Consider the following 13920-nt stretch of genomic DNA (forward strand, 5'->3'; position numbering starts at 1 on the left):
TAACAGGACCGATTCATGGGACAGCCCTTCACCGCCTCCATCCCCCACCGCCTGGGCAAGGCCGAGGCGACACGGCGCCTGCAAGTGGGGTTGTCAGGGGTACGCGAGCGCTTCTCGCGCCACATCTCCATTATCGAAGAAAACTGGACGGGCGATCACCTGAACTTCCGCATCGCCGCGCTGGGACAGACGGCGAGCGGCAAGCTCCAGGTGGCGGACGACGCGGTGCATCTCTCCGTGGAGCTGCCCTTCATGCTGGATCTGGTCGCCCGCAAGGCGAAGGATCTCATCCAGAAGCAGGGCCGCCTGATGCTGGAGAAGAAATAGGCCGGCTCAGGCCGTCTCCAGCTCCATCGTCAGCGTGTCGATGGAGAAGGAGCCGTCCGCCTCGAACTCGAAATGAGCCGCCACATCCGCGCTCGCGCCCGCCATCAGCGAGCGGATGGCGGCGACGTGCAGTTCCTGCGTGCGGATGCGCGCCACCCAGGAGGCGAACTCCAGCCTCAGGCGCCGGTGCGCCGTGCGCACCACCCGGAACCCCGCCTCCTCGGCGAGGCGGGTCCATTCGGAGGCGCTGTAGTCCCGCCCGTGGGAGGGATCTCGCAGCAACTCCACGGTTTGCAGGAAAGTGTCGGCCACCGGCCATTCGGGGGCGATCACGTCCATCATGACGAACTGTCCGCCGGCCTTCACCACCCGCCGCACCTCCGCGAGCGCCTGCGGCACGTCGCGCCAGTGATGCGCGCTGTAGCGCGAGGCCACCATGTCGAAGCTGCCATCGGCGAAGGGCAGGCGCTCGGCGACGCCCTGCCGCGTGGCGATGTTGGCAAGGCCGCGCGTCTTGGCCTCGGCCGCGACGGCGCCCAGCATGTCCTCGGACAGATCGTAGGCCACCACCTCGCCTGCGAAGGGCGCGGCGGTGAAGCTCACATGCCCGCCGCCGCAGCCGAGATCGAGCAGCCGGGCGGGCCGCGCCTCCTCCACCAGGGACTTCAGGGCATCGAGATCAGCGCCCCGCGCATGGACGGCGCTCGCCACATAGGCCGCCGCCTGCGGGCCGAACATCTCGACCACATGAGCCTCATGACTGCGCACGCCTGCACCTTCGGCGGCCATTTCCGTTCTCCCAATCCTCTTGCTACCTCCAGCATAGACGCGGCGGTGCCGGGCGCAAGCACGCCTGTTCCGCTTTCGTTCTTGCCTGCGTGGGGACCCTCCGCTACCTTGAGATGCAGACAGGCAGCAGGCAGGGGGCGGCTGTGATCCAGCGGGTGGCGACGGTCGCGTTCGAGGGCGTCGAGGCGCGCCCGGTGGATGTGCAGGTGCATGTGGCCGCGGGCCTGCCGGCCTTCACCATCGTCGGCCTGCCGGACAAGGCGGTCACCGAGGCCAAGGAGCGGGTGCGCGCGGCCTTGATCGCATCAGGACTCGCCCTTCCGGCGCGGCGCATCACCGTGAATCTGGCACCCGCCGACCTGCCCAAGGAAGGCTCCCACTACGACCTGCCCATCGCGCTCGGCCTGATGGCGGCCATCGGCGCCATTCCCGGTGACGCGCTTTCCGGCTTCACGGTGGTGGGTGAGCTGGCGCTCGACGGTGCCATCGCGGCCGTGGCAGGCGTGCTGCCGGCGGCCATCGGCGCCAACGCCCGGGGCCACGGCCTCATCTGCCCCGCCCCCTGCGGTGCCGAAGCCGCGTGGGCCAGCCCGGACATGGACATCCTCGCCCCGCAATCCCTCATCCAGCTCGCCAACCACATGACCGGCCGCCAGGTGATGGGCCGGCCCGAGCCACGGATGAAGCCGCCGGGAGATATTATGCTCGACCTTCGGGACGTGAAGGGCCAGGAGACCGCCAAGCGGGCGCTGGAGGTGGCCGCGGCCGGCGGCCACAATCTCTTGTTCGTCGGCCCGCCCGGGGCCGGCAAGTCCATGCTGGCGCAGCGCCTGCCCTCCATCCTCCCGCCTTTGGCGCCGGCCGAGATGCTGGACGTCTCCATGATCGCCTCGGTGGCCGGCACCATCGAGGACGGCGCGCTGATGGACCGGCGCCCGTTCCGCGCCCCGCACCACTCCGCCAGCATGGCGGCCATGGTGGGCGGCGGGGCCAAGGCGAAGCCGGGCGAGGTCTCTCTCGCCCACAATGGCGTGCTGTTCCTCGATGAGCTGCCGGAATTTGCCCCGCAGGTGCTCGATTCCCTGCGCCAGCCGCTGGAGACGGGCGAGGTGCTGATCGCCCGCGCCAACCATCGCGTCACCTATCCCGCGCGCTTCCAACTCATCGCCGCCATGAACCCTTGCCGCTGCGGTCGCGCCGGCGAGCCGGGCTTCACCTGCAAGCGCGGGCCGCGCTGCGCCGACGAATATCAGGCGCGGCTCTCCGGGCCGTTCCTCGACCGCATCGACATCCATCTGGAGGTGCCATCGGTCTCGGCCTCGGACCTCGTGCTGCCGGCGCCGGCCGAAGGCTCGCGGGAGGTGGCGGCGCGCGTCGCCATGGCGCGGGAAATCCAGCTGGAGCGCTACGCCGCCCTCGGCCGGCCCGATGTGCGCACCAATGCGGAGGCCTCCGGGCCGTTGCTGGAGACGGTGGCGACGCCCGATTCGGCCGGGGCGGTGCTGCTCCGCGATGCCGCCGATGCCATGCGACTCAGCGCCCGTGGCTACCATCGCGTGCTGAAGGTGGCGCGCACCCTCGCCGATCTCGAAGGTGCGGAGGGGGTGGGCCGCCGCCATCTGGCGGAAGCCCTCGCCTATCGCGCCGCGGCCGAACGGCCCCGGGCGGCGGCCTAGACCGGGAGCGGAACGACCGCCGCCTCAACGCATCGCGTTGACGGCGAGGCCCTCGATATAGGTGATCTGGGCGAGGTCGCCCGGCTGCACCTTCTGCACGTCCGCGAGCACCTTGTCGTTGGCCGCCCGCACCACGCGGACATTGCCGTCCGGACCCTCGAAGGTGACGGTGCCGGCGGCCGGGTCGAGACCCACGAAGATGGAGGTCAGCGTGACCTCGCGGATGCCGAAGCCCTCCGGCCAGCCCGGCAGGCCGTCATTGATGGCGACCTCGGCCATCACCTCGCCCGGCTTGCCCTGATGCGCCTTGCCGAGCGCGGTGACGACGCCCGGCGCGACACGGATGAGCAGGTTCTCGCCCACCCGGTACAAGGAGAGGTCGCCGAGCAGCGGGGGCGCGATCACCGCCCAGCGGCGGCCGGCGGGGTCTTCCAGCACCACGCGGCGGGTGACGGGATCGGCCGACACGAACTTGGCCTTGTAGGCGAGCACGTTGACCTGCCCGATGCCCTGCACGAACACCTGCGTCACCTCCACCGGCATCGGCCGCTGCTGCGCCTGCGCCCCCGCCGGCGCGAGAAAAGCGAAGCTGGCGAGGAGCGCGGCCGAAAGGTGCATGCGCGTGAAAGTCATGGTGTCCCCCAACGAATCACAGGCGCCGACGCGCCGTCACCCTGCCGCTAACACCTGGGGCACCGTAGCGGCAAGGCGCGATCGCAAGGCTCTGGCGCGACCGGTCCACCCATTGTCACAGTGGCGTCGGAAAACTATGGTGATGCTGGCGTTCAAGTCCTGGGCACCCGCAAAAGCGGGCCATCTTCCAGGTCGCTCCTCGCAGCCAATGCGGCGCGTCGGCCGGGCCGGAAGACCCGGCGGCGGACTGGCGGAAGGGCGATACCAGCGTTGGTTGAGGCACGCCCGCCGACGGCGGCGGCCCGGAGTGGGGGTCGTTGCGATGAAACGAATGGGACAACCGGATCCCGGCTTCAACCTGCCAGCTTTGTTCGGCCGCGGCTTCGACGTCGCCCGCGACGCCGCGCGGGATTTCGCCCGCGACTTCGCCAAGGACCTGAAGAAGGATTTCGGCCGCGAGGGCGCCGCGCCTATGGTCGGCACCGAGCCCGGCGCCTTCCCCTTCCTGCGCGCCCAGCAGGCGACGCCCGCCGGCCGCCCGGTGCTCCCCGGGCCGCAGAAGCTGGTGACGGATTTCCGCGCCTATTCGGGCCTGCGCCACCGCGATGCGGTGCCGACAGAGCCCGAGAGCATCGTCCTCGGCCGGCTCGGCGCGCTTGAGGTGCGGCTCGCCCGCACCGCGCGCGACGTGCGCCGCGCCCAGCGCCTGCGCTACAAGGTGTTCTACGAGGAGATGTCGGCCACGCCCGACGCCACCACGCGCCTCGCCCGGCGCGACATGGACAGCTTCGACACCATCTGCGACCACATCCTGGTGCTGGACCACGACGCCGGGAAGATCGTTCTCGGCCGGCGCAAGCCCAAGGTGGTCGGCACGTACCGCCTGCTGCGGCAGGAGGTGGCGAACCGCCATGGCGGCTTCTACACCCAGGGCGAGTTCGACGTGGGCGGGGTCATCGCCGCCCATCCGACCCTGCGCTTCCTGGAACTCGGCCGCTCCTGCGTGCTCAAGCCCTACCGCAACAAGCGGACCGTCGAGCTGCTGTGGCACGGGGTGTGGACCTACATCCTGCGCAACAAGATCGACGCCATGTTCGGCTGCGCCAGCCTTGAGGGCACGGATCCGGCGGAACTCGACCTGCCGCTGTCCTTCCTGCACCACAACGCCATGGCCCCGGAAGAATGGCGCGCGCGGGCCGTCGAAGGCCGGCATGTCTCCATGGACCGCATGGCCAAGGCCGACATCGACATGAAGAAGGCGCTGCAGGCCCTGCCGCCCCTCATCAAGGGCTATCTGCGGCTCGGCGGCTTCGTCGGCGACGGCGCGGTGGTGGACCACCAGTTCGGCACCACCGACGTTCTCATCATCCTGCCGGTCTCGGTCATCAGCCCCCGCTATGTGGAGCATTTCGGCCCCACCGCGAATCGCCACGCCATCTGAGCGTTGGCAGGCCGCGCCGGGCCGTGCATAAGCTGCGCCCTCAGGAGAGGGCGCCATGATCGAGATCACGCCCCGCATCGCCATCGCCGAGGACGAGATCGAGCTCGCCTTCGTGCGTGCGTCCGGGCCGGGCGGGCAGAACGTCAACAAGGTGTCGAGCGCGGTCCAGCTGCGCTTCGATGCGGCGCGCTCGCCCAACCTGCCCGAGGGCGTGAAGATGCGCCTCGCCCGCCTCGCCGGCCGGCGCATGACGCAGGATGGCGTCATCGTCATCCAGGCCCAGCGCTTCCGCACCCAGGAGCGCAACCGGGAAGATGCCATCGAGCGGCTGGTGGAGCTGATCCGCGCCGCCACGGTGGTCATGCCCGTGCGGCGGCCCACGCGGCCCACCCTCGCCTCCAAGGAACGGCGCCTTGCCGCCAAGGACCGGCGGGGCCAGGTGAAATCCATGCGGCAATCGAAGCCGGACGCGGACTGAAGCGCCGTCAGGAGCCGGTCAGCGCGCCGCCTTCAGCAGGCGGTCGGCGGCGGCCCGCGCCTCCTGCGTCACGGTCGCGCCGGCGAGCATGCGGGCGATCTCCTCGCGCCGCGTGCTGGCGGTGAGGGCGTTGACGCGGGTGGTTACGGGCGCGTCCGGGTCCACCACGTCCTGGGCGCTCGCCTTGGCGATGAGGAGGTGGTTGCGCGCGCGGGCGGCCACCTGCGGCGCGTGGGTGACGCACAGCACCTGCACCCGCTCCGCGAGGCGACCGAGGCGCTGGCCGATAGCGTCCGCCACCGCGCCGCCCACGCCGGTGTCGATCTCGTCGAAGATCAGCGTCGGAGCCGAGCCGCGATCCGCCAGCACCACCTTCAACGCGAGGAGGAAGCGCGCCAGCTCGCCGCCGGAGGCCACCTTCATCAGCGCGCCGGGCCGCGTGCCGGGATTGGTCCGCACCCAGAATTCCACCTGATCGTGCCCGGCCGACCCGGCCGCGGCGGGATCGCTGGTGACGCGGGTGATGAAGCTCGCCCGCTCCAGCTTGAGCGGCGGCAGCTCCGCCGCGACGGCCTTGTCGAGCACGGCGGCCGCGCTGTGGCGGGCACGGGAGAGCTCTTCCGCGGCGGCGTGATAGGCTGCCCCGGCCTCGTTCACGCTCGCTTCCAGCCGCGCCAGCGTCGCGGCGCTGCGGTCGAGGCGCTCCAGGTCGGACTGGTAGCGGGCGGCGAGGGCGGGCAGGTCGTCGGCACTGACATGATATTTGCGCGCGGCGGCGCGGAGCGCGAACAGCCGCTCCTCGATCCGCTCCAGCTCGCGCGGGTCGAACGCCGCATCGGCACGGGCGGCTTCCAGATGCTGGCGCGCCGTCTCCAGCGCATCCAGCGCCTGGTCGATGGCCTCGACCGCCGGACGCACCAGCGCCTGCGCTTCGCCCGCCCGGCGCTCCAGCCGGCGCACGGCGGCAGCCAGAGAGGGTATGGGCGAGCTGCCACCGGAGACCGCATCCAGCGCCTCGTCGAGATCGCCGGCGATCTTCTCCGATCGCATCATGGCGGTGCGCCGCTCGGACAGGGCCAGTTCCTCGCCCGGCTCCGGGCCCAGCGCGGAGAGTTCTTCCACTGCGTGACGAATGAAGTCGGCCTCGCGGGCGGCGATCTCCAGCCGCTCCCGCTCGTCCTTCGCCTCGGCAAGGGCGGTCCGCCATGCCCGCCAGAGGTCGCCCACGGCCGCGACCTGCGCGGCGAGGCCACCGAAGGCGTCGAGCAGGAGCCGGTGGCTCGCGGCATCCACCATGGCGCGGTCGGCGTGCTGGCCGTGCAGCTCGATGAGGCTCGCGCCGATGAGGCGCAGCGTCTGCACGCTCACCGCCTCCTCGTTGACGCTGGCGCGGGTGCGCCCGTCAGCCATCTGGATGCGGCGAATCACCAGCGGCCCCTCGTCGGGCAGTTCGGCGGCGGCAAGGATGTCGTGGGCGGGATGGTCGAGGGCGAGATCGAAGGTGAGCGTCACCTGTCCCTTGGGCTGCCCGTGGCGCACCAGGGCGCCGTCACCCCGCCCACCGAGGGCGAGGGACACGGCATCGAGCAGTATCGATTTGCCGGCACCCGTCTCACCGGTCAGGACCGTGAGGCCCTCCGACAGGGTGAGATCGAGCTTCTCGATGAGGACGATGTCCCGGATCGAGAGCGTCGCCAGCATGGAATATCAGCCAAGCCCCATCTTCTTGAACGCCTGGCTGATCCAGGACGCCTTGTTCTCCTGCGGCTCGGCCCCACCGGACTGAACCAGCTTGTAGGCGTCCTTATACCACGAGCTGTCGGGGAAGTTATAGCCAAGCACGGCGGCCGCCGTCTGCGCCTCGCCGATGATGCCCATGGCCATGTAGCACTCGGTGAGGCGATAGAGGGCTTCCTCCACCTGCCGCGTGGTCTGGTACTGGGTCACGACCACCTTGAAGCGGTTGATGGCGCCCGTGTAGTTGCGCTGCTCCAGATAGTAACGGCCGATGGCCATTTCCTTGCCGGCGAGCTGATCGCGCGCGACTTCGATCTTCCGCTTCGCGGTGGCCGCGTATTCCGTATTGGGATACTTGCGCACCACGGCCTCGAGCGCGTCGAGGGCCTGCCGCGTCTTGCGCTGGTCGCGGGTGATGTCGGGAATGTTCTCGTAGAGCGCCGAAGCGACGAGATACTGGGCATAGGCCGCGTCAGCCGAGCCGGGATAGAGCGCGATGTAGCGCTTTCCGACGCCAATGGCCTCGTCGTACTTGCCCGCCTCGAAATACGAGTAGGTGGTCATGAGCAGCGCCTTGCGCGCCCATTCCGAATAGGGGTGGGCCCGGTCCACGTCCTCGAAGCGCTTGGCTGCCTTTTCCGGCTCCTGCCGGCGCAGCAAGGTGAGGCCCTCGTTGTAAATCTTCTCGGCCGGCTCGTCGGGGGGAATGGTGTCGTCCTTGTCGCTGGCACAGCCGGAGACGAGGAGACCCATGGCCAAGGCAAGCACCAGCATCCCGCCGCGCACGAGCGCGGACGCCAGCGCGGCACCTCGCAGAAGGGTGCGCATGGGCAGGACATCGTTCAAGAATCGCATCACGGTTCAGCTTCCGTCCCGCGCCTCAAGGCGCCGCTTGTAACCGAAGGATCGCGCCGGGTAAAACCGCTCGGCCGGCAGGCTGCCAGCCGGGCGCCTCCGCCCACTCCTCGACACGCTCCCCTGCTCGTTTCCTCACTTCCGCCCGCCGCAGGCATCGCCTACATGCGTCCGGAATGCCTCGGCCCCCGCGCCCACGGCCACGGCAGGAAAACAGCCCCTCCGCGCTATCGGTGCTTTCAGTCGGCAATGTGGCGGCCGACGCTCCCACCCGCCTTCGGCGACAGGAGTGTGGCCGCCCCGCCACGCCGGCTCACGCAGCGCGAGGTGCGAGCGGCATCTAAATCGAGACGAGGTTAAAACTTCGCAAGCGCGCGGCTGCCAGAGCCCGCGACGCAGGCGGCCAAAACAGAAGCGGCGCCCGAGGGGGCGCCGCAGCTTCAGGATGCGAGGAAGATCAGATTTCCGGGGCGAACACCGGCACCGGGCTGGACACGCCGATCTCGGCACCCACGGTGTCGCGGACGGGCCGGACCGGAGCCTCGACGATGGCATAGTTGGCGCGGTCGGCGAGCAGGGCGTCCACCACCTGGAAGTTCAGCTTGTGGCCGCCGCGGAAGGAGCGGTAGCGCGCCATCAGGGGCATCCCGGCGAGGGCGAGGTCGCCCACCGCGTCGAGCGCCTTGTGGCGGACGAATTCGTCGGAGAAGCGCAGGCCGTCGGGGTTCAGCACGCCGCTCTCGTCGAGGCAGACCGTGTTCTCAAGGGCGGCGCCGCGGGCGTAGCCGGCAGAGCGCAGGCGCTCCACATCCTTGAGGAAGCCGAAGGTGCGGGCCGAAGCCAGCTCACGGCGGAACACGGCCGGAGACATGGTGGCGGCGAAGCGCTGGCGGCCGATGAGATCGTGTCCGAACTCGATCTCCACCTCGAGGCGGAAACCGGCTTCGTAGGGCAGAAGCTCGCCGAAGGACGCGCCGTTCTCGACGCGGACGGGCTTGAGCACCTTGAGGAACTTGCGGCGGCCGCGCACTTCGGTGACGCCAGCGGCGTCGATGGCGGCCACAAAATCGCCCGCGCTGCCGTCGAGGATCGGAACTTCGGGGCCGTCGATCTCGACCGTGGCATTGTCCACGCCGAGGCCGCTCAGGGCCGCGAGGACGTGCTCGACGGTGGAGACAAGGGCGCCAGAGCGATCGCCGAGAACGGTGGCGAGGTCGGTGGCCTGCACGGAACGGCGGCTGACGGTGGCCTTGCGGGGCGCCTGATCGGCGAAGGAGCGGATGAAGACGACACCAGTGTTCGCGGACGCGGGCTTCAGGGTGATGGTCGCTTCGACCCCGGCGTGAACGCCGACACCCTTGAGTGCGATTTCACGAGCCAGAGTGGTCTGCATCTTTGGTGCGTCCCGTTTCGGGGAAGTTTCCGGCTAACGGGTGTGTCCCGCTTGCCGCACTCCTTCCCTCAAACCTTCACTTTGGGTCCCAACTTTCGCCCCGGTTGTACAAAGAAATTGTCAACACAGTCGGCGAGTCGGTCCCTCAGGATGGGTGCACCCTAGTCGTCACGGGGGGTGACGCCAAATCACGCTTGCTTACCCTCTGTTACGAACACCCTTTATCAATTTCCCATTAACTATCAGATAGTTAGCGGCAAGTTTCAAGGTGCCGGAGAGGCCTCTGTTACAGCCTTCCGCAGGGGTGAAGCCACACGAATCGGGAGAGATGTGGCGCGAAAGCCACAAGGTTGCAGCGTGCTCAAGCCAGCGCGTGGGCGTCTGATCGGCTGCCGCGGAATGGACGCGAAAACGGCCGGAGGGCGGCCGGCAGCCGGCACCGGGGAGACCGGCGCCGGCTAAGCCTTCATCGAACTTCAGTTCGCCTGGCGACGCAGGAAAGCCGGGATTTCCAGCTGGTCGTCGTCATGGTGCGGGCCGGGACGCGAGGGCACTTCGGCGGCCGGACGCATGGGCGGACGCTTGGCGAACTCGGACACCGGCGGCTCACCGCCACGCGAGGGCATGGTCGGGCGGGCATCGCGCGGCTCGCCACGGCCTTCACCGCGGGGATCGGGACGCTGCTGCTCGGGACGACGCTCGGGGGCCCGCATGCTGGGCTGTTCGCGGCGCGCGGGCTCGGGTTCGGGCTCCTCGCGGCGACCAACGTGCGCAAGACGCTGCAGAAGGGTCATGCGCTTCTTGTCCGGCTGGGCCTGCTCCACCGGCGGCTCACCCCGCTGGGCGCGGATCTGGTTCTGCGCGGGCAGCGGCAGCTCGTCGACACGGGGCATGCGCGGGGAACGCGGACGCTGGCCGGCCGGCGGGATGTAGGGGGCGAACTCGTCCTCCACCATCGGCGCGGGCTGGGGCGCGGGCTCCGGCTCGGCGAAATAGGTGGGCTTGGGCGGCGCGGTGCGGATGGTCACGTCGTCGATGGCGACGGCGCGGTCGGCCGGAGCCTGCTGGGGCTGGGCCGGCGGGGCATAGGACTGGGGCGCATAGGCCTGCGGGGCCTGGCCCTTCTGGGCGGCGTCTTCCATGGCGATCAGGTCTTCGGCCTGGATCGCGGCCACGGCGCTGCGGATCTGCGCCTCGCGGGTGGCCTCGACGGCAGCCCGGCCGGCGTTGGAGATCTTGCGACCGGCGAGCTCAGGGAAGCGGTCGGCGACCGGCTGGAGCTGCTCGGGGATCACCGCCGGGTCGATCCCGGTGGCCACCACCGAGACGCGGATGATGCCGTCCAGCATCTCGTCGAAGGTCGCGCCGAGGATGATGTTGGCGTCGGGGTCCACTTCCTCGCGGATGCGGGTCGCGGCCTCGTCCACCTCGAACAGGGTCATGTCCTTGCCGCCGGTGATGGAGATCAGCAGCCCGCCGGCACCGCGCATGGAGGTCTCGTCCAGCAGCGGGTTGGCGATGGCGGCCTCGGCGGCCTGGATGGCGCGCTTGTCGCCGGAGGCTTCGCCCGTGCCCATCATCGCCTTGCCCATGTCGCGCATCACGGCGCGCACGTCGGCGAAGTCGAGGTTGATGAGGCCTTCCTTCACCATCAGGTCGGTGATGCAGGCGACGCCCGAATAGAGCACCTGGTCGGCCATGGCGAAGGCGTCGGCGAAGGTGGTCTTCTCGTTCGCCACCCGGAACAGGTTCTGGTTCGGGATGACGATGAGGGTGTCGACGCTCTTCTGCAGCTCGCTGATGCCGTGCTCGGCGACGCGCATGCGGCGCTGGCCCTCGAAGTGGAAGGGCTTGGTCACCACGCCGACAGTCAGGATGCCGAGCTCGCGGGCCGCGCGGGCCACCACGGGGGCAGCGCCGGTGCCGGTGCCACCGCCCATGCCGGCGGTGATGAAGACCATGTGCGAGCCGGACAGGTGGTCGCGGATTTCGTCGATGACTTCTTCGGCGGCGGCCCGGCCGACCTCCGGCTGGGAGCCGGCGCCGAGACCCTCGGTCACCGCCACGCCCATCTGCACCACGCGCTCGGCCTTGGTGAGGGCGAGGGCCTGGGCATCGGTGTTCGCCACCACGAACTCCACGCCGTGGAGCCCGGAGGTGATCATGTTGTTAACGGCGTTGCCGCCGGCGCCGCCCACACCGAACACCGTGATCCGGGGACGAAGCTCACGAATGTCGGGCATCTGAAGGTTGATCGTCATGCTATTGCTCCGTCCCGATCGGCCCTGTCCGCCGCTCGCGAATCCTTGATGACCTCTTTGTTACGGCAGCTTTCGTTAACCATGTCTAAAAGCTGTCCTTCAGCCAGCGGCCGACGCGACCGAAATAGCCCGGTCCCTCACCCACTGCCGCCTGCCGCCGGCGCGGCTCGAAATGCTCGAGCCCTGCCACCTGCGGATAGACGAGAAGACCTGCCGTCACCGCGAAGGCCGCGCCGCGCGCAGCCTCGGGAAGACGGGAAACGCCAAGCGGGCGGCCGATTCTGACCTGCGGGCCGATGACCCGCGCCACGAGATCGGCAAGCCCCTGAAGCTGCGCCGCGCCGCCCGTGAGCACGATGCGCCGGCCGGCATCCCCGGCATGGCCGGAGGCCCTGAGGCGATCGCGCAACAGTTCGACGATTTCCTCCGCCCGCGGCTTCACGATGGTGACGAGCCGGGACTTCGGGACCATGTGCGGCTGGTCGCGCGAATCACCCGACAAGGGCGGCACGGTCAGCATGTCGTGATCGTCGGAGGAGACCGCCACCACGGCGCCGTGCAGCGCCTTCAGACGCTCGGCATCGGCAAGGCGCGCGGGCATGCCGCGGGCCACGTCGTTGGTGATGTGCTGGCCGCCCAGCGCCACGCCGTCCACATAGACGCAGTGGCCGCCGGCGACGATGGAGAAGGTGGTGGTGCCGGCGCCCATGTCGATGAGGGTGACGCCCAGTTCCATCTCGTCGTCGGTGAGCGAGGAGAGCGCCGCCGCATAGGGCGCCGCCACCATGGCCTCGATGGAGAGATGGCAGCGCTCGACGCACAGCACGAGATTCTTCAGCGCGGTGAGGTCGGCGGTGATGACATGCATGTCGGCGCCAAGCTCGCGGCCGAGCATGCCGCACGGCTCGCCGATGCCGCGCCGGCCGTCCAGCGAATAGCCCACCGGCAGCGCGTGCATCACGGCGCGGCCATCGCCCACCGCATAGGTGGAGGCGGCTTCCAGCACCCGGCGGATGTCGAATTCCTCCACCGCCGGGGCGGAGAGGCGCACCGCGGCCTCGTAGTGCTGGGAGGCGAGCCGGCCGCCGGAGACGCCGACCACCACCGAGGCGATCTGCACCCCCGAGGCGCGCTCGGCCATGTCCACCGCCTGGCGGATGGCGAGTTCCGCCTTCGCCATGTCCACCACCGCCCCGCCCTTGATGCCGTGGGCGCGGGTGTGGCCGATGCCGAGCACGTCGATGGCGTGGGTGCGCCGCGTCAGCACGTCGGATGCGCCGCGCGGCTTCAGCCGGGCGATGGCGCAAACCACCTTGCTGGTGCCGATGTCGAGCACCCCGACGATGCCGCCCTTTTTCGGCGGCAGCGGGCGCATCTTCGGCGCGAAGCCCTGGGCGAGCCGTCCCCTCATGCGGGGCCTCCCTTCTTTGCCTTGGCGCGGGCCTTGAGCATTTCGGCGCGGGCGGCGGCGGCAGCGTCGGACTGGCGCACCACCACGCGATCCGGCAGGCGCAGGTCGACGATGGTGATGTCGCGGCTGAGCAGTTTCTTCTCGCGGTCGAGGTCCATGAGGGCGACGAGGGCGCCCTCCAGATTCTCTTCCGGCAGGCGCACGTCGATGCCGTTGCGGGTCTTCAGCGTCCAGCGCCGCTCCGCGACGAAGATGGCGGCGCGCACCTGTTCCTTGAGAGCGGGCAGGCGGGCCAGCGCGTCGACGATCTCGCCGACATGGTTCTGCGCGCCTTCGCCCACCACGATGGGCAGCTGCACGTAGCGCGGATCGTCCGAATAGGGCGCGATGGGGATGCCGTCGCGGGCGATCACCTTGATCTCGCCATTGACCTGCCAGAGCGCATAGGCCTGGCGCTCGGTGATCGCGATCTCGATCCGGTCGGGATAGAACTTGCGCACGCTGGCGCTGGCGATCCACGGCATCGCCTCGAGGCGCGCGCGCATCTCGTCCGCGTTCAGGAAGAGGATGGACGTGGAGGACTTGATGCCCGCCGTCTCCAGGATCTGCGCCGGCGTGACGTGATTGTGCCCGGCGATGTTGACTTCCTTCACCTTGAAGCCGGCGAGGTTGCCGGCGGCGTCCGCCACGTCGATGACAATGCCCTTCGCCTCTTCCACATGGCCGCCGAGCACCGTGCCGTAGGCGGAGAAGCCGCCGATCACCGCGATGGCGAGGAGGCTGGCGCTGCGCCGGCCGAGGCGCGAGGTGGACATGCGCACCGACAGGCGGCGCAGGAAAAGCGCGAGCCGGCTGGCGGGCCGGGTGTCGATGGCGAGGCGCTTGTGCCGCCCGGGGGGCGGCGCGGGGGCGCGGGGCG

The 13920-nt window shown here is 69.8% G+C and carries 12 protein-coding genes; 4 read left to right on the forward strand and 8 right to left on the reverse strand.

Translation table 11 applies throughout. The features are described 5' to 3' along the window. The first annotated feature begins 15 nt into the window (after positions 1-15). Positions 16-327 carry a polyhydroxyalkanoic acid system family protein gene (locus FHT36_RS08865; protein ID WP_169122093.1) on the forward strand — a complete coding sequence of 104 codons (312 nt, stop codon included), beginning with the start codon at positions 16-18 and terminating at the stop codon, positions 325-327. 6 nt (positions 328-333) lie between these two features. On the opposite strand, the gene FHT36_RS08870 is transcribed toward FHT36_RS08865, so the two are convergent. After that, complete coding sequence (locus FHT36_RS08870; RefSeq protein ID WP_210257631.1) at positions 334-1116, reverse strand: class I SAM-dependent methyltransferase; 783 nt, start codon at positions 1114-1116, stop codon at positions 334-336. Positions 1117-1259: 143 nt separating this feature from the next. Here FHT36_RS08870 and FHT36_RS08875 point away from each other — a divergent pair, with 143 nt between their 5' ends. Further along, a complete protein-coding gene (locus FHT36_RS08875) occupies positions 1260-2792 on the forward strand; it encodes a YifB family Mg chelatase-like AAA ATPase (RefSeq protein ID WP_169122094.1) in 1533 nt (510 codons plus the stop codon). Between the two features lie 24 nt (positions 2793-2816). On the opposite strand, the gene FHT36_RS08880 is transcribed toward FHT36_RS08875, so the two are convergent. Further along, positions 2817-3425 (reverse strand): hypothetical protein, encoded by a 609-nt coding sequence (locus FHT36_RS08880; protein ID WP_169122095.1) that lies wholly within the window; start codon positions 3423-3425, stop codon positions 2817-2819. A 322-nt stretch (positions 3426-3747) separates the two neighbouring features. Between FHT36_RS08880 and FHT36_RS08885 the strand changes: the two genes are divergently transcribed. After that, the gene (locus tag FHT36_RS08885; RefSeq protein WP_246702092.1) at positions 3748-4866 is read left to right on the forward strand and encodes a GNAT family N-acetyltransferase; all 1119 of its coding nucleotides are present in this window, start codon (positions 3748-3750) and stop codon (positions 4864-4866) included. Between the two features lie 55 nt (positions 4867-4921). Further along, entirely contained in the window at positions 4922-5344 is a 423-nt protein-coding gene (arfB, locus tag FHT36_RS08890) for an alternative ribosome rescue aminoacyl-tRNA hydrolase ArfB (protein ID WP_169122096.1), read from the forward strand. Positions 5345-5362: 18 nt separating this feature from the next. On the opposite strand, the gene recN is transcribed toward arfB, so the two are convergent. From recN to FHT36_RS08920, 6 genes are all read right to left on the reverse strand, one after another. Continuing rightward, a complete protein-coding gene (gene recN, locus FHT36_RS08895; protein WP_169122097.1) occupies positions 5363-7045 on the reverse strand; it encodes a DNA repair protein RecN in 1683 nt (560 codons plus the stop codon). 6 nt (positions 7046-7051) lie between these two features. Beyond that, entirely contained in the window at positions 7052-7909 is an 858-nt protein-coding gene (locus FHT36_RS08900; protein ID WP_237354789.1) for an outer membrane protein assembly factor BamD, read from the reverse strand. A 484-nt stretch (positions 7910-8393) separates the two neighbouring features. Beyond that, positions 8394-9329 (reverse strand): UDP-3-O-acyl-N-acetylglucosamine deacetylase, encoded by a 936-nt coding sequence (gene lpxC, locus FHT36_RS08905; RefSeq protein WP_169122098.1) that lies wholly within the window; start codon positions 9327-9329, stop codon positions 8394-8396. Between the two features lie 476 nt (positions 9330-9805). Beyond that, entirely contained in the window at positions 9806-11590 is a 1785-nt protein-coding gene (gene ftsZ, locus FHT36_RS08910) for a cell division protein FtsZ (RefSeq protein WP_169122099.1), read from the reverse strand. Between the two features lie 85 nt (positions 11591-11675). Further along, positions 11676-13001 carry a cell division protein FtsA gene (ftsA, locus tag FHT36_RS08915; RefSeq protein WP_210257633.1) on the reverse strand — a complete coding sequence of 442 codons (1326 nt, stop codon included), beginning with the start codon at positions 12999-13001 and terminating at the stop codon, positions 11676-11678. Continuing rightward, positions 12998-13816, reverse strand: coding sequence for a cell division protein FtsQ/DivIB (locus FHT36_RS08920; protein WP_210257634.1), 819 nt, complete (start codon positions 13814-13816; stop codon positions 12998-13000). The genes ftsA and FHT36_RS08920 overlap by 4 nt, the downstream gene beginning before the upstream one ends. Positions 13817-13920: the final 104 nt, after the last annotated feature.

The sequence above is a fragment of the Xanthobacter sp. SG618 genome, from assembly GCF_012932745.1.
Classification (GTDB): Bacteria; Pseudomonadota; Alphaproteobacteria; order Rhizobiales; family Xanthobacteraceae; genus Xanthobacter; species Xanthobacter flavus.